The sequence below is a fragment of the Roseivirga sp. UBA1976 genome, assembly GCF_002336325.1.
GTDB classification, from domain to species: domain Bacteria; phylum Bacteroidota; class Bacteroidia; order Cytophagales; family Cyclobacteriaceae; genus Roseivirga; species Roseivirga thermotolerans.
Window position 1 is genome coordinate 15,261 of record NZ_DDDQ01000119.1, and the last position, 17,090, is coordinate 32,350.

At 42.9% G+C, this 17,090-nt stretch carries 12 protein-coding genes; 6 read left to right on the forward strand and 6 right to left on the reverse strand.

Annotation, left to right across the window (positions count from 1 at the left end; all coding sequences use genetic code 11):
• Window positions 1-101: 101 nt before the first annotated feature.
• Together B3763_RS11905 and B3763_RS11910 are read left to right on the forward strand one after the other, a co-directional pair.
• Entirely contained in the window at window positions 102-2,507 is a 2,406-nt protein-coding gene (locus B3763_RS11905; protein ID WP_286746730.1) for an ABC transporter permease, read from the forward strand.
• Window positions 2,508-2,527: 20 nt separating this feature from the next.
• Complete coding sequence (locus B3763_RS11910) at window positions 2,528-4,972, forward strand: ABC transporter permease (RefSeq protein WP_286746731.1); 2,445 nt, start codon at window positions 2,528-2,530, stop codon at window positions 4,970-4,972.
• A 59-nt stretch (window positions 4,973-5,031) separates the two neighbouring features.
• Here B3763_RS11910 and B3763_RS11915 read toward each other — a convergent pair whose 3' ends face one another.
• Together B3763_RS11915 and mnmA are read right to left on the reverse strand one after the other, a co-directional pair.
• Window positions 5,032-5,457: a hypothetical protein gene (locus B3763_RS11915; protein WP_286746733.1), complete on the reverse strand. Its 426-nt coding sequence runs from the start codon at window positions 5,455-5,457 to the stop codon at window positions 5,032-5,034.
• Between the two features lie 61 nt (window positions 5,458-5,518).
• Window positions 5,519-6,721 carry a tRNA 2-thiouridine(34) synthase MnmA gene (gene mnmA / locus B3763_RS11920; RefSeq protein ID WP_286746735.1) on the reverse strand — a complete coding sequence of 401 codons (1,203 nt, stop codon included), beginning with the start codon at window positions 6,719-6,721 and terminating at the stop codon, window positions 5,519-5,521.
• 213 nt (window positions 6,722-6,934) lie between these two features.
• On the opposite strand from mnmA, the gene B3763_RS11925 reads away from it, so the two are divergent.
• On the forward strand, window positions 6,935-8,953 hold the full coding sequence (locus tag B3763_RS11925; protein WP_286746737.1) for a WD40 repeat domain-containing protein: 2,019 nt from the start codon (window positions 6,935-6,937) through the stop codon (window positions 8,951-8,953).
• Window positions 8,954-9,059: 106 nt separating this feature from the next.
• Here the strand turns inward: B3763_RS11925 and B3763_RS11930 are convergent, their stop codons facing one another.
• Genes B3763_RS11930 through B3763_RS11945 form a run of 4 tightly spaced genes read right to left on the reverse strand, consistent with a single transcriptional unit; the run spans window position 9,060 to window position 13,113 of the window.
• Complete coding sequence (locus B3763_RS11930; RefSeq protein WP_286746739.1) at window positions 9,060-9,812, reverse strand: carboxypeptidase-like regulatory domain-containing protein; 753 nt, start codon at window positions 9,810-9,812, stop codon at window positions 9,060-9,062.
• A gap of 46 nt (window positions 9,813-9,858) precedes the next feature.
• Window positions 9,859-10,368, reverse strand: a complete 510-nt coding sequence (lspA, locus tag B3763_RS11935) for a signal peptidase II (RefSeq protein WP_189629964.1) — start codon at window positions 10,366-10,368, stop codon at window positions 9,859-9,861.
• Between the two features lie 56 nt (window positions 10,369-10,424).
• The gene (locus B3763_RS11940) at window positions 10,425-11,753 is read right to left on the reverse strand and encodes a sensor histidine kinase (protein WP_286746741.1); all 1,329 of its coding nucleotides are present in this window, start codon (window positions 11,751-11,753) and stop codon (window positions 10,425-10,427) included.
• Window positions 11,743-13,113 (reverse strand): sigma-54-dependent transcriptional regulator, encoded by a 1,371-nt coding sequence (locus tag B3763_RS11945; RefSeq protein WP_286746743.1) that lies wholly within the window; start codon window positions 13,111-13,113, stop codon window positions 11,743-11,745. The genes B3763_RS11940 and B3763_RS11945 overlap by 11 nt, the downstream gene beginning before the upstream one ends.
• 183 nt (window positions 13,114-13,296) lie before the next feature.
• Here B3763_RS11945 and B3763_RS11950 point away from each other — a divergent pair, with 183 nt between their 5' ends.
• Genes B3763_RS11950 through B3763_RS11960 form a run of 3 tightly spaced genes read left to right on the forward strand, consistent with a single transcriptional unit; the run spans window position 13,297 to window position 17,079 of the window.
• Window positions 13,297-15,684 (forward strand): ABC transporter permease, encoded by a 2,388-nt coding sequence (locus tag B3763_RS11950; protein WP_286746745.1) that lies wholly within the window; start codon window positions 13,297-13,299, stop codon window positions 15,682-15,684.
• Complete coding sequence (locus tag B3763_RS11955; protein ID WP_286746747.1) at window positions 15,677-16,666, forward strand: M28 family metallopeptidase; 990 nt, start codon at window positions 15,677-15,679, stop codon at window positions 16,664-16,666. The genes B3763_RS11950 and B3763_RS11955 overlap by 8 nt, the downstream gene beginning before the upstream one ends.
• A complete protein-coding gene (locus B3763_RS11960; RefSeq protein ID WP_286746749.1) occupies window positions 16,663-17,079 on the forward strand; it encodes a hypothetical protein in 417 nt (138 codons plus the stop codon). The genes B3763_RS11955 and B3763_RS11960 overlap by 4 nt, the downstream gene beginning before the upstream one ends.
• The last annotated feature ends 11 nt before the right edge of the window (window positions 17,080-17,090 follow it).

The window sequence follows — 17,090 nt, forward strand, 5'->3', positions numbered from 1 at the left end:
GCATGATAATGAAGTAATTATGTTATTGGCATGCGATATGGATATTGAGAGATAAAAGAAGATTAATGTTCAAGAATTATTTCAAAACAACACTCAGGTCATTGAAAAAGCAGAAGCTATTCTCAATGATCAATATTTTTGGTTTAGCGGTCAGTCTTACTGCCGCCATTTTTATTTTTCAATATGCCGGATATCAGTTGAGTTTCGATCAGCACTTCAATGATCATCAGCTCATTTACCGAGTAATGAATGATAGATATGAAGGCGACCAGTTGATTCAAAGAGGGCAGATCACCTATTCAGCTGTTGGTCCTCAGTTATCAGAAGATTACCCTGAAGTAGCTTTTAGTACCACTTTAAATTTTTACACGAATCTCCTGATCAGATATGATGAGAATAAGATCGTTCAAGACAGGGTGCCTTTTGCAGACGCCAACTTCTTCAATGTATTTGAACATGAGCTGTTAGCAGGAAATAAAGATGAGTTATTGAAAGAACCTCTGTCTACCGTATTGACTATTTCGGCTGCAGAAAAGTTGATAGGGCCAAAGGATTCTCCCAATGAATACCTCGATGAGGTGATCTATTTTCATGAAGATGGTTTTAAGGTTGTGGGAGTCATCGCTGATATTCCTCAAAATAGTAGTCTTGTTTTCGATATTTTACTGTCTAGAGAAACATTGATCGGGTGGTGGGGAGAAACAGCCAGGTTTTCTTGGACAGGTTCTGATTACTTTCATTACCTCAGATTAGAAAAGGGAGCAGATGCTCAGTTACTGGAATCAAAGTTAGAAGATTTCAGCAACCGGTATTTTAAAGGAAATCAGGTGACCGGAACTTTTGAAAAATTTCACCTTCAACCCTTAGCTGAGGTACATTTAGATGAGACATATGAATATGAAACTCATGCAACCATTAATGGACAACTCATCAATATATTGATGCTCATCGCCTTCTTCATCCTGATCATGGCCTGGGTGAATTACATCAACTTGACTACCTCAAGATCTCTCCAAAGGGCAAAAGAGGTTGGAATGAGAAAGGTAGTCGGGGCTAGTATTTGGCAGCTGCGGTTTCAGTTCTTGCAAGAGGCAGTAATTGTCAATTTACTCGGGCTTGTTTTAGCGGTCACCATAGTTCAAATATTTCAACAACAGTACAATCAATTTACCAATGTTGATTACACATTATTCGATACCGTTTTATTAAAATTCAAAGGTGTTTCAATAATTGTCTGGTTTCTTGGAATATTCTCCGTAGGTACGATTGCTTCAGCTTCTTATCCAGCATTTGTCTTGAGCAAATACATGCCTGTACACATGCTCAAAGGCAATTATTCTCAATCTTCGACTGGAAATTTGTTGAGAAAATCCTTGGTTGTTTTTCAGTTCATTCTTTCAACCTCATTGATTGCCTTTACTGTGGTGGTGACAAATCAGACCAATTTTATCAGGGAATATGATCTAGGATATAATACAAGTCAGGTGCTCAATATCAATGGACCCATGGACACCAACTTGGACACCACATTCGTAACGACAATTCATGCTTTCATCAATGAATTAGAGAGTAATTCGATGATCGAAAAAGTAGGGGTGACCACAGCGGAATTTGGAGAGCAATTGCCTAGAACGTTCAATGTAAGGCGAATTGGGAGCGATGAAGGTGTCATGTTGAATCGCTTGGGTGCTAACTATGGTTTCTTTGAAGTTTATAATATCGATCTACTTGCTGGAAGGAGTTTTAGAATTGAAGACCATAATAGAGACGGTCAGCAAATTGATAAACTCGTTTTGAATGACAAAGCCCGAGAATTGCTCGGTTTTCAAAGTCCAGCAGATGCCGTGAATAAGAAAGTTCAGCTTTTTGGGCGGGAATTCTTCGTGATCGGAGTTACCGATAATTTCCACTTTAGGTCGGTTAAGCAATCAGTAGAACCGATCTTATTCTTACCATTTTATGAGGTAGATGGGGACACATATCATATCCGCTATCAGACCCAGAATACACAAGAAGTGGTAAGCTTTGTTTCTGACAAGTATGATGAGTTTTTTCCAGGAGATCAGTTTGAATATGGCTTTATGGATGCAAAAGTTCAGAGTCAATATGAGCAAGAGGTTCAATTTGGTAAGGTATTCAGTGTTTTTTCATTTGTAGGCATCTCCATTGCCTGTTTGGGATTGGTCGGTTTAGTTGGTTACTCTGCAACAAAGAGAACGAAAGAGATTGGTGTGAGAAAAGTTCTAGGAGCAAGTGTTTTAGATATTCTGAAGGTGATTTCTGTAGACTTTTTATTCCTAATTGGAATAGCTACTCTTTTAGCCTTACCAATCATCTACATTGGTGCAAGAAACTGGCTTAATTCATTTCAGAACAGGATTGAATTATCACCCTGGTTTTTTCTTTTTCCAGTTCTTCTGGTATTTATGATGGCTGTTTTAGTCATCATTAGCCAAACCATGAAAACAGCGCAAGACAACCCGGTTAATTCTTTAAGAGAAGACTAATTCAAATCAAAACTGAAGCCATGCTTAGAAATCATCTTTTCATTGCAATAAGAAACTTCCGAAAGCGCAAAGCCTTCACTTTTATCAATGTGCTGGGTCTGACTGTGGGCATGACGGTATGTCTGCTTATATTAAGCTATGCTAAATACGAGTTGAGTTATGATAGGTATCATCAAAACTCTGAATTGATCTATAGGGTCACCGTTGATCTGTATTCAGGTGAGGTTTTACAGAATCAGGATGCCCAATGCTACCCTTCTGTTGGACCCTTGGCTGTAGAAGTCTTTCCCGAGATCGAGAATTACGGAATGGCTCGACATATTGGTAGAATTCTGATCAAGAATAAACAAGTGGCATTCAATGAAGACAGAGTATACTTTGCTAATCCTGGATGGTTGGAGGTCTTCGACTGGGATGTGATTCAAGGAAATCCAAATGAGGCCCTAGATCAGCCAGATGAGGTAGTATTAACAGAATCCATAGCAAAGAAAATATTTGGTGATCAAGATCCGATCGGACAGACGTTAACTTTGGTGCCAGGAGGGGGTGAGGTTGATATGAAAGTAACAGCAGTTATTAAAGACGTGCCTCAAAATTCCCATCTAAAATTTGACGTGCTTGTTTCATGGCAATCGGGTGTCAAATACCTCGATTGGCAGGAGGAGAATTGGAATGCTAACAATGAATTCATGTATCTTCTTTCCAATTCGCCTTTAGATGGAAGCTTTGATGATAAGCTAAACAGGGCATTAGAAGAACGAGTAAAAGAAGAACGTGAAGAAAGACTAGTTACGCAGCCCCTTGAAGAGATTCATTTGTATTCAAATAAATCCTTTGAGGCGGAAGTCAACGGAGACATCAAGATCGTTAATATTTTACTGATTGTTGCTGGATTTGTATTGCTCGTTGCTTGGGTCAACTACATTAATCTATCCACTGCAAAATCTCTGGAAAGAGCTAAAGAGGTTGGAGTAAGGAAGGTCTTAGGTACTTCTAGAGCTTCATTGATCTTTCAGTTTCTGATGGAGTCATTTCTGATCAATCTTTTCGCTTTGATTCTAACTTTCACCTGTCTACAAGGGGTTTTACCAATGTTCAACAGCTTTGCTGCTCTAGATCTTGGCATCAATGTTTTGGATGATCAACTGTTGTTTTGGCAGGTCATCGGTTTCTATGTTATCGGGTCTTTAGCCTCAGGCCTTTATCCAGCTTTTATATTATCCGGATATAAACCTATGGTGGTTTTACGTGGCAAGCTAAGAGACTCTAAGAGAGGCTCTTATTTACGTAGGGGATTGGTGGTTTTTCAATTCTTGATCACCATGGTTTTACTCGTTGGAACATTAGTTATTTACTTGCAGGTAGACTTTATGAGGAATCAAAAACTTGGTTTTGACAAGGATCAAGTGCTCGTGTTAAGAGCTCCATTACTACCAGATGATGATCAGGTGATCTCTGAAAAGCTGAATTTATTAAGGACCTCTCTTCATACCATTCCTCAGGTTTCCAATGTGGGTTTTTCCGAAACTATGATAGGAAGAGGAACTATTGATTTGAACAGTACCACTGGCTTAACATCGATCGAAACTAATATTGGTGGTAACCTCAATTTCTACATGTACAGGGTTGATACGGCCTATTTAAACACTTTGGGTATTGAGCTTTTGGCTGGAAGAAATTTTGGACCGCAACTTGACGCCCCTGCATTCGCAGATGACTCAAACCTACTAAGTGGAATCATCTTGAATGAAACAGGTAGAGAAATGCTTGGATATGCTACAAATGAACAGGCCATTGAAAGTCGTGTAAAACTATGGGGAAAGGAGAGGAGGATAGTAGGAGTGATTGACGACTACAACCATAATTCGCTCAAGCTTAAAGTTGACCCATTATTCTTGATGTTCGATAAGTATCTCGCTTCTGCAAGTTTTATTTCCATCAAGCTTAATGAAGGTATAGAGAATTATAGCCAAGTGATTACAGCCATAAAGTCGAAGTATGATGAGATATACAGTGAAAGTGATTTTGAATATTACTTTTTAAATGAAGACTTCGATCGACAATACAAAGCCGATCAGCAATTTGGAAGCATATTTACCAGTTTCTCATTGATCACCATTTTTGTTGCTGTATTGGGCTTGTTCGGCTTAGTTCTTTACGAAGTTCAACAAAGAATCAAGGAAATAGGTATACGGAAGGTTTTGGGTGCATCTGTGAGTTCCATCATAAGATTGTTTTCATCAGACTTTTTGAAACTCATTGGTATATCGATCATTGTTTCGATTCCCTTGGCCTACTTGAGTATGCAGCAGTGGTTGGATACCTATGCATATCGCATTGAACTCAATTTGTTTCTTTTCCTTGTCCCGGCTTTGATACTCGTACTAATTGCTTTGTCAACCGTTGTTATTCAGGCATTGAGAGTGGCACGTGCAAACCCTGTTGATGCCCTGAGAAGTGAATAAAAAATAAGCCCTGACAAATTATTGTCAGGGCTTTAGTCAACCAAAACATATTTGCAAACTTAATTGCCTCCACCACGCCTTTGCATCGGTGGGTTTTCCTTTTTCCATGCCTCGTACTTGGTCCACTGGGCCTCTGTGAAAATTTCTTTAAGTTTCTTGTCAAGGGCCTTTTGGTTTTCTTCCATGGCGCTGCGCATGCCCTCTCGGTCTCCTGAGGCCATCAGTTCGCGCATTTTCTCGCGCATTGTGTTTTGATTTTCTAGCAATACATCATAGGTTTTTTTGTATTGCTCATCGGAAAGACCAAACTTTTCCTGCCAGTCTTGAGCACGCTCTTTGGCTACAGTTTCGGGGCTCATTCGGCCACCGCCCTGGCCTCCCTGACCGCGCTGACCACCACGTTGTCCGCCTCCACCACCTTGGGCGTAGGCTGCTGTCAGGCCAAAAGCCACCAGCATGGTAAATAAGAGTGATAACTTTCTCATGAATTGAAATTTGGTGGTTAGACCACCGGGTCATGAGAAGGTTTAACCGAGTGAAGATTGCCTAGGCTATTTCTCCAGAACCAAGCAGTTCATTGCCCTGATACCAAGCCACAAATTGCCCCGGAGCAATACCTTTCTGATGGTCTTTAAAAATGAAATAGACACCCTCGGGCTCACAGTGTAGGGTCACTTGCTCTAAAGGTTGTCGATAACGGATTCGCCCCAGATACTCGGCCGATTCTCCAGGCTGTAATGCCAGATCGGGCCTTACCCAGTGCACATCTTTGTTGGCTACAAAGAGGCCTTTTCGTAGTAAGCCCGGATGATTTTCGCCTTGTCCGGTGTAGATTATATTGTTTTCGGTATCTTTTTCGATTACGAAAAGAGGTTCTGGGGTTCCTCCAACTCCTAGGCCTTTTCGTTGCCCAATGGTGTAGTAGTGCGCTCCATTGTGTTCTCCAACTACCTTACCATCAGTAGGTTGGTATGAGTAGGGCTTTGTGAGTGCAATTAGTTCATCTTTCTTAGTGGAGTAGGTTGCATTTCCGTTCTGACGATAAGCCTCAAAATTTTCGGCTGATGCTTCTAATTCTCTTATTTCACCTTTCTTTGGCTTGAGTTGCTGTTGCAAAAAATCGGGTAAGCGCACTTTTCCAATGAAGCAAAGCCCTTGGGAGTCCTTCTTTTCGGCTGTTATGAGGCCCTGTTCTTTGGCAATTTTTCGTACGTCTGACTTTTGCAAATGCCCTATAGGAAACAATGCTTTAGACAGTTGTTTCTGGTTTAACTGGCAAAGAAAATAGCTCTGGTCTTTATTGGCATCGGCTCCGGCAAGCAAACGGTGTACAGTCTCCCCGTTTACCTCAACGGTCTCCTTTTGTACGTAATGGCCGGTGGCCACATAGTCCGCCTTCAGTTGCATGGCTGCATTGAGAAATATATCGAACTTTACCTCCCGGTTGCAAAGTACATCAGGATTGGGGGTGCGTCCTTTTTCATACTCGCGGAACATATAATCAACTATACGTTCTTTGTATTGCTCGCTCAGGTCTATGACATGAAAAGGAATGCCCAGTTTTTCGGCAACCGCCAGAGCATCGTTGCTGTCTTCTACCCAGGGGCATTCATCGGAGATAATTACAGAATCATCAACCCAGTTGCGCATAAACATGGCAATAACTTCATAGCCCTGTTCAATTAGCAAATGAGCTGTTACACTCGAATCGACACCACCTGATAAACCAACAACAACTCTTTCTTTCATTTTTCTACCAATTAGTAGGCCTAACAATGAATGGACAAAAATAGTTGAATTGTTGGGTAAAAAGTATTGACACCATCATTCTGTGCCTTAGCGCCAGAAACTATCTCATCATAATTGGGGTGGAAATATCTTGCCATAGCCCAAGTCTCACTATATTGACTCTACTTTCAGTAGTGCTTATTAGCACTAAAGCTCTATTTTAACAGGAATATCATGAAGCCATTTTTTGCCGCTATATTGTTTGTTAGCCTTTCCTCGTTTATGGCCAAAGCACAGCCCAAGCCTACGGAAGGATCCTATGAGCTATACCTAACTCAGATAGCCGCTGCGGAGGCTTTTTTACAGCTCAATAAAATAAGCGAAGCAAAGAAATATCTATATCGAACAGACGAGAGTCTAAGAGGTTTGGAGTGGCATTTTCTTAATAAGTTTCTCGACCAAAGTGAAAAGCAAATAACCGGAGAAGGGGTTAAGGCTTTTGCAGATATAAAAGTTAGTCCCAATGGGCAGTATATGGCCGTAGCGGCATCAGACGGCATCATAAGACTATACCGCTTACCCGATTTGTCTGTGACTTTGGAGTTTAAAGGCCATGAGAGTACTGTTTCCAGCTTAGACTTTAGTCCTGATGGTCAGTTTTTGGCCTCAGGTGGTCGTGACCATAAGGTTATACTCTGGAGCCTAAAAACAGGACAACAGGTGTTTGTCAATACTACTGATTTTAGCCAGGGTATCTATCAGGTGAGGTTTAGTCCGGGGGGCAATCTTCTGGGAGTGGTTAGCTGGGAGTTAACAGGTAACAACCCTCCTGTGATGGGCTTCGCCAAGTTGCTAAACGTGGCAACCGGAGAGTTGATACGGAAAATAGAAACGGAGCCTCACCCGGCAGCTGGTCTTGTTTTCACTAAAAACGGGAGCGAAATGATAGTATCGTGCTGGGGGGAGATGGCTATTGCATACAAGGTGGATAGTGGTGAAAAACTGTGGGCCTATGATCTTTCTGATCCGGCAGAGTACAACGCCTTTCATAGCAATGCCCTTAGTCCGGATGGTCATACACTAATGCTGGGCAGCGCAGATCATCGCATTCATATGCTTAATGCTACAACCGGAGAGCTTTTGCGAAAAATTGAATCTTCTGAGGGGCATACAAAAACAGTAAAGGCAATTAGCTATTCGCCCAATGGCAGTTGGGCAGCTTCGGCCGGAGAAGATCAATCTATTTTGGTTTGGAACACCAGTGATATGAGCCGGAAAATCAGACTGATTGGGCATGCGGGTACAGTAAATGCTCTCGCATGGTCTAAAGACAATGCTTTACTTTATTCTGCAGCCAGCGATGGAACACTGAAAGTGTGGAATATTGAGAAACCTTTTGGTCACAGTTTCGAAGTCTGTGACTACGGCCCCTGGCAGTTGACAGCCACACCGGATGCTCGTTGGTTTGGTGCTCCATGCTCTAATACTTTGGGTATTTACTCGGTAGAATCGGGCGGGCAAATTCATGATTTTAAAGACCGGTCCGGACTTGCGGCATCGATGGATGCGAAAGGGCAGCGCTGGGCAACGGCTAGTTTCGATGGTGTTGTAAGGGTTTGGGATGTAGAAGAAGGCAAAGAAATTAAGACGTACGAAGGGCATACTTCTCGAGTTGATGGAGTACTGTATCTAAATAAGGCCAATGCCGTGGCCTCTGTAGGAGATACCACGCTGCGAATTCGGTTCCTGGTCAATGACAGAGAGCTTGTAATACCCATTGGAAAAGGAGCGTTTAGAGTTATTGCCAACCCCACGGAGAGCCAGGCGTTTGTGAGCTTTTCAGACGGCAGGGTAGTGGTATTTAATACTGCCAATTGGCAAATAGATTATACCCTTAATACTGAGGCTTCGATCAATGAGATGGCTATAAGTCCTGATGGCAACTTTCTGGCACTGTTTGGAAGCAAAGGAGCGCAGCTGTGGAACTTGCCTCAAAAATCTATGAAGTATCATTTTACAGACCATGAGCAAACGGGTTATGGTCTCGATTTTTCTCCAGATGGCCGGTATCTCATAACCGGGTCTTACGATCAGACCTTCAGGCTTTGGGATCTAACTACTGGTCAATGTAGCCTTACCTTTCATGGTTATCAGGAAACGGTTTATTCAACTCGCTTCCTGGGGAGTTACAAATTGCTCGTAGGCTCTTCTCAGGGGCAAATGTATTACTACGACTTTACTCCGTCAAAATAAGGAATGACTCTCTTTGGCAGAACTCAGTAATACACAACCGAACAGCACAGAAACTAGGGTTGGTTGTGTATGCCTAAAGGAAATCTGATTTTACGTTTTAAATTAGCTAGGGCAAAACCACAGACATGGTACTGGAGCCTGGTGTTTTAGCATTGGGGTGTACCGTTCCGGCAGCGCCCACATAGGCATTGGTATGGAATGAGTCGCCATATACTCTAAAGTATACGGTTTCACCCGAAGTAAAGCCCATGCTTGCCAGTTCCGAAGCGGTAATGGTCACTTCATTGGTTCCTTGGCCTGAAAAGAAGGCTATGGGGCCTTTTATGCCTTCATTTTCTGTATTGGATACTGTTACTTCAGAGTCGAAGAAAAAGGTTACATAAACAGGGTCGGTGCTAGTACCTACGGGGATAGTTGTAACCCTTACTTTAATATCTCCATTTTTCTGGCTCGGAATGGCGTCATAAATAGCAGTGTTAGAAATCCTGCCCAGAGAAAGCGTGGTAAGGACTGTACCATTCACGCTAAAGCCTTTGTTGTGTTCAACCGTTTTGTAAAAGGTGCCAAAGCCTTCTTTCTTAAATTCCAATTGGTACTCGCCAAAATCTACACTCGAAAAGTTAAACTTTCCACGGTTGTTGGTTTTGGTATTCATGGAGGTGCCTACAATGGTTACCGTCATGTCTTCATAAGCCGTGGGTACACCCTGGCTGTTGTAGAGGTTTACTTCTCCCGATATGGGGCCTTTGGTTTCCGGTTCAACCGGCCCTGAGTCATCACCCGAGTCGCAAGCCCAAGTCAAGGCCAGCATAAACACAAGGAGCAAACTTTTCAGGCTTTTGATTTTTTCGTTCTTCATATTGTACCTGACACCACTAAGGTTATAGAAGTTAAAATTTATGGAATTATTGTGCTTGTCCTTTTAGTTCCTGTTTCTTTTTGGGTAAAAATTGCTCTAAAAGAATAAGACCTGTCCCTACCATGACCGAAACATCGGCCATATTGAAAATGCCGGTATGGGCAAACTGCAGGTCAATGAACAACATATCGGTGACCTCACCATACAAAATCCTGTCGTATAGGTTGCCTACACCTCCGCCAACAATGAATGATAAGGCCCACACACTTATTGGGCTTATGTCTTTGTTGCGGATAAGGTAAACGAAAACGGCCACCATTACAATGGAGGGGAGAATGAGAAGAAGTATGGTTCGCAAGGCAGGAGGCAACGTAGAGCCCATACCCAGAAAGGCTCCCTGATTTTCGACTTTGGTAAGAATGAGGTATTCCCCTAAAACCTCAACCGTTTCGTGGTATTCAAGATTCTTTCTTGCCAGATCTTTGGTAATCTGATCGCAACCAATATTGGCAAAAATAATAACCAGTATGAGGGCTAACCGAGGTATCTTCTTCATGGATTCAACAAATTTCTCCCAAAACTAATTAAAAGGCTTAAAGTGAAAAGCAAGAGCTACAACTTGATGCTAAAAGTGGTGCCATTGGAACCGGTCTGAAAGCTGAGACTGCCGCCATGCAATTGAACAATTTGCCGGGCCAGGCTAAGCCCAATACCTGAACCTTCGGACTTGGTGGTGAAAAAGGGAATGAATATTTGTTCGGCTATTTTCTCGTCAATTCCGGGGCCGTTGTCTGCGACTGTTATTTCTACCTGACCGGTGGCCTCGTGGGGCTTTAGGGCCAGCTGTATTGAACCTGTTTGGGCCGAAACGGCTTCCAGTGCATTTTTTAATAGGTTAATAATTACCTGCTGCATTAAATCAGGGTCTAGTAAAAGTTTCGGGCAATTTTCGTGTACTTCAACTTGAAACCGAATGGTGTCTGCTGGCAGGGTAGACCTGAACAATGTTTCAATTTGTTGTATGAAAGGAGTCGCCTCTATGGTTTCAATGCGTGGAATTGGTATTCGGGTTAGCTTACGGTAGGCTTGTGTGAAATTCATTAAACCCTGGCTTCTGGCTTTTATGGCTCCCATACCTTCTAATAAGGTGCTTTTGTGCTCTGAGGTCTGTGTTGACTTGAGCAGTAGATTCTCTAAACTAGAGGACAATGAGGCTATGGGCGATACGCTGTTCATGATTTCATGGGTGAGTACCCGAATTAACTTTTGCCAGGCCTCCATTTCATTTTGATCGAGTTCAGCGTGAATGTCTTGCAGGGAAACAAGTGTGTATTCTCGTTGCCTCAGTTTGAAGATGCTTGCCGCAACCGAAAACCTATGAATTTGCCCCTGAATGGTTACTCTTACCACCTTTTGTTCGTTGGGTTTCAATTCCAGAATACTCTCGTAGAGTGTGTTTGAAATGGCCTTTACTGAATTAAGTTTGATTACCTCTTTTTGTTCTACCAGAGCTTTAAAGGCTGAGTTGACCACATGCACACGCTCCCTTTCATCGAAGGCCACCACGGCTATTTTTAGCTGGTTAATCATGGTCATGAGGTACTGGTATTGATTGGCCTGGTCTTGAAGGTTCTGCGAAAACTTATCGTTCACCTTGTTGAATTTGTCATAGAGGTCGCTGAGCTGTTTGCTCTCGTGAACGGTGGGGTATTTTATGGTAAAATCGTTGTTTAGAATGGCTTCTAGAAAGTTGCTGGTAATGCGATGGGTACGGTATAGATAGTAAAATAGATTAATGAGCAAGAGCAGGCTAAACAGAGCCAAAAAGAAAATGCGAATCGCATTGTGCTCAATAAAAGCATAGTACAACAGGCCATAACCGAGCAGGGTGAGCCCGGCCAACCGAAGAATAATTTGAAAGCGAAAATCTTTAAATACCATGTTTCTCCATTCTGCGATAAAGGGCTCCACGACTCAAGCCCAACTCTTGGGCTGCATGACTAATATTGCCCTGATGTTTTTTTATGGCCGACTCTATAGCCCATTTTTCCAGATCGTCCAGATTAAAGGAATTGAGGGTACCGCTTTCGGCTTCATTGGTTTCTTTTAGATTAAAGTCGCTTACCTGCAATTGTTTGCCGTCACACATTATAACCGCTCGTTCTATGGCATGCTGCAGCTCTCTGATGTTGCCGGGCCAATCGTATTTTATGAGTCTGTTGATCACATAATCCGGCACATAAAGGCCTGTTTTTTTATATTTCTGCTTATAGCTTTCTAAAAAGTGGTTGGCAAGTAGCGGAATATCTTCTGTTCTTTCTCTAAGTGGGGGCAGCTGAATTTCTATAGTGTTTATTCTAAAGAGCAGGTCTTGTCTGAACTCCTCTGCTTTTACCATATCTTCCAGTTGAGCATTGGTAGCGCAAATCAGGCGTATGTCCAGATCGGTGCTTTTGTTTTCTCCTACACGGGTTACTTTTTGTTCTTGAATAACTCGCAGCAATTTGGCTTGTAAGGGAAGAGAGAGGTTGCCAATTTCATCCAAAAAAAGGGTGCCACCATTGGCTGCTTCAAATTTGCCCATTCTGTCGTTTCGGGCATCGGTAAAGGCTCCTTTCTTATGACCAAAGAGCTCACTTTCAAACAAGGATTCGCTAATGGCTCCCATGTCTACGTTCAGGAAAATCTCTGAGGATCGGTCTGAGGCATTATGAATAGCTCTGGCAACCAGCTCTTTACCTGTGCCATTTTCTCCGGTAATTAACACATTAGCTTTGGTTTTGGCCACCTTGTCGATTTGCCGAAACACCTGTTTAATGGCCGGAGAGTCACCAATAATATTATGAAAAGGGGCATTCAGTTCTTGCAGCAATACCGACTTGCCGGACTCCAACTGTTCAATCTTTCTGGCTGAGGCATTTAATTCAAAGGCCGTTTTAATGGAGGCCAGGAGTTTTTCATTTTCCCATGGCTTCACCAAAAAGTCGAAAGCTCCAAGTCTCATAGCCTCAACCGCCAGGTCTATTTCTGCATAGGCAGTTAATAACAGCACCGAAGTTTTTGGGTTGGCTTCTTTGATTTGTCTGAGGTATTTGAGCCCATCGCGGCCCGAGGTGTCCCCAGCCATAAAGTTCATGTCGAGCACAACCACATCGAAATCATTTTCCTGAAGGGCAGTTTCTAATTGCGCGGGGTTGTTAATGCCCCGAACATCGGTGTAGTGTTGCTCTATGAGTATGCGCAGCGAAAGCAACACGTAGTTGTCGTCATCGAGAATGAGTATTTTGGCCTTTTGCTTCATGGGGAAGAATTGTGGAGACAAGTTATTGAAAAGTGCCCATTTTTGGGCAGTTCTGTTATGATGCTGGACATTGATAAATGGTTGTATTTGTCTTTTTATTCATAACAAATTGATTTACAGAGGGTAGTGGCTTTGGTATTGTGTTGGCATAGAAGTGTCCAGGTCAAATAAATGAACAACGGTATGTTAAAAAATTATCTTCGGCTGGCCATTAGAAACATGTGGAAGAACAAGGTTGTCTCTACCACCAACATTCTTGGGCTCACCATTGGAATTAGTTGCAGTTTGCTACTGCTCCTCTATGTAAAGTATGAGCGCTCTTTCGACAAATCTATAACGGATAGGGAGAAAATCTACTTTCAGGTTTTTGAACAATTGGGAAATAATGCCCGTGTGGTCGGACTTTCGGGCGAAGAAGATTATCAGGACTTAAAGAACAACTACTCGGGTATAGCCGATGTGGTTAAAATTCGTAATAACAGCTATTCTATTATGCCACAGGGAAACGAGAACCGGAAAGTTTCGGTTGACTCGTGGTTTTCCAGCGCCAACTTTTTCGAATTTTTTGGATTTCCCCTTATTGAAGGCGACCCCACCACTGTACTCAAAGATCCTTCGGCCATAGTGCTCACTGAAAGCACTGCGCGAAAACTGTTTGGTAATGCCAATGCAATGGGCAAGACGGTAACCATCAGGGTGTCATCGTTCGATAAAGAATTGGTTGTGAAGGGTATAGCCCAGGATGTTGAAAATACACACATTCCCTTTGAAGCAATTATACCATGGGAAATGACAGATTCAAGGGGCCGCAGTATTCCACACATGTGGTATCAGGCCTCTTTGTATACCTATATAAAACTGGCCGATGGTTACCCTATAGACCTGATCAGGCAAAGCCGAAATGCAAAGATCGCTGAAGAAGATCCGGAGCATGCCGATATGTATCGGTTTGATTATGTGCCTTTAACTGATATGTATTTGGGTACAAGTCATGTACAGTTCATGGCTTTTGAGTCGGGCAACATCAACATAGTCAATACCTTACTCTTTATAGCCATTACCGTATTGTTAGTGGCATGCATAAACCATGTAAATCTGCAAACGGCCAAAGGGTCTAAGCGTGCTTTGGAAGTAGGTGTGCGCAAGGTAATGGGAGCTCACCGTAAACAACTCATTTATCAGTTTCTGGGCGAGTCGGTAGTTGTAACCACTATGGCTGCGGCTTTAGCCGTTTTGGTGATAGATATTGTACTACCCTCGTTCAATCAGTTGTCGGGAAAATCATTTACCACCGGCTCTTTAATAGAGGTAGGTTTATTCCCCTTGTTAATCATTATTACACTGCTCACGGCCTTTTTTAGCGGGGTGTATCCAGCGTTGGTCTTGTCTTCTTTTCAACCTTCGAGAGTGCTTAAAATTTCGGCCAATGCCAATTTAAAAGGAACCAAAGCCAGAAAGGTGCTAATCTTCTTTCAGTTTGCCATATCTCTTTTTCTTATTGCAGTTACGGCCATAGCCTATCAACAAACCCGCTATATCAATAGCAAGGAGCTGGGCTTTAACAAAGATCAGGTATTAACCTTCAGTATTTCTACCAAAAACCTGAGTGGTAAGCTAAGGGCCTTTCAGGCGGAGCTGGAAAGCAATCCTGGCGTTTTATCTACCTCAGCCAGTACAGATATTTTAGGATTGGGCTATACTAATAATTCGGGCGAATTTTACCCCAAGTCTAACCCTGAACAAAGCATTCGTACCACGTTGTTTGGTGTAGATCATGACTTTTTGGATACTTACCAGATTGAGGTAATTGAAGGACGAAACTTCGATAGAACACTTTCTTCCGACTCCATGGCACTAATTGTAAACGAAACATTTGTAAGCCAGCTTGGGGGTACCAATCCGCTCAATGAAAAAGTAGCACTTTTTAATGCTCAAAATGAAGGATTGCCAATTATAGGTGTGGTTAAGGATTTTCATTTCCAGAAATTGCACCAGGAGATTAGCCCGGTGGCTTTTAGAATTGCACCATGGAACATTTGGAACCTTTCCGTATTGGTAGATAAGGAGCGGATTGCAGAAACTCTGTCTTTTTTGGAAACCAAGTGGAACGAATTTGAGCCAGAAGAAGCATTTACCTATTCTTTTGTAGACCAAAAGTTTGAGCGTTTTTATGAGTCGGAAATGCGATTGCTCAAAGCCATTACGGTGTTTTCCATCATCAGTATTGCGCTCACAGCTTTGGGGCTTTTTGGTATGGTCACTTTTGTAATAGAGCGAAAAACCAAAGAAATAGGTATACGCAAAGTACTGGGTGCCTCTGTTCTGCAAATCAACAGTATTATTTTTAGGGAGTTTCTTCTGCTTTTAATTATTGCTGCGGTAGTGGCCAGTCCACTCATTATTTGGGCAGGACAAGACTGGCTCTCGCAGTTTGCCTATCGAATAGATTTTGGAATAGCTCCCATATTTTTAGCGGTGCTGTTAACGCTGGTAGTCATTAGCCTCACGGTAGGTTTGCAGAGCATAAAAGCCGCTCAGCAAGACCCTGTAAAGTCGCTGCGCAATGAGTAAGCCCTTCAATCCAAAGATTGCCCGGAGAGAGAGTCCTTCCCGATTTTCGATGGGACTTCCGGTTTTAATATGGCTGATATTGAGTGCGTGTAACTCTCAGAACCAAGGAATAGTCTCACTTAATGAGCTACCTCAAAATCGGGCCGATTATCAGTCGGTAATGGTAGCCGAACTATCGGGGCATCAGACCTTGCCCGATGGCTCCAAAATGGTTAGCAGGTGGTCGGCAGATGGTAGGGCTCAGGCCAAGGACTACCTAAAGGCCCGACTGGAGGAGTTGGGGCTAACTGCCAGAGAACATAACTATAAAGCGCCAAACCTTTCCCCGGCCATAGACCTGATTCTCAACCCCTTTAAGGGGAGTAATGTGTATGCAGTACTACCTGCCACTGAAGAAAGCAACGAGTATGTGGTGTTGGGAGCCCACTACGATACGGGAAAGAGGGGAGCGCCTGGAGCAATTGATAATGCTACAGGAATAGCTTTAATATATAGTGTGTTGAAAGAATTGACTCAAACAGACCAACGGGCCAGAAATGTTATGGTCGTGTTTTTCGATCAGGAAGAAGAGGAGCTTATTGGTAGTCAGGCTTTTGCAGGTTGGCTGGCCGATACGGATTGGGAGGTCCACTCGGTGCATTGCTTCGATATGGTGGGCTGGGACTCTAACGGAGATTGGGCTATGGAGACTTTCTCGCCCAATGAGCAACTCAGTGAACTTTACCGCCAGGTAGCGCAAAAGCGGGGTATTCCTCTGTTTCAAAAAGCAATTAACCCTGTGGGTTTTGAAGTAGGAGCCACGGACTTCGATGCGTTTGTTCTGCCCGGATTCAGTGTAATAGGAGCCGGGGAGTGCTATTATCATGGAGATTCTAGTCCGTACAAAGACACTCCGGAAGACACCTACGAAACCGTAAATTTTGACTATCTGCTGTCCTGCACTCAGTTGGTAGAGGAGGTCATTAAATCTATAGTGATATGAGAGACAGCGAACAAACTACGATTGAGGATTTTAAGGCGCACTCTTTGCCTGGCCTGGCCCTGCTTTTAACTCTTTTGTTTTTTGCTTACAGGGGAGTAACCTATGCATGGTTGGGCAGTTGGCTGCCATTGGCTCTGGTTGCATTGGTGATTTTCTTATTGTTCTTTTCGCTGCAAAAGTCTGCCAAAGGCTTTGGTCGTGCGCTACGTTTTTGGGCGGTGTTACTCATTATCTGGTCTTCAATTCGACTGCTTCTTAGTACAGTAAATCAGTTTCTTAAACCGGTGCCGGAGGCTCATATTGCCGAACAACTGGGGTTTTTGGGAGCGTTAACCAGCCTGTTGTTTCTCTTTTCGGGCATAATACTTTATCGTTCTTCTTCCCGATTCTTAAAAAAGTCTCAGACATCTTAAGCCAACCGATC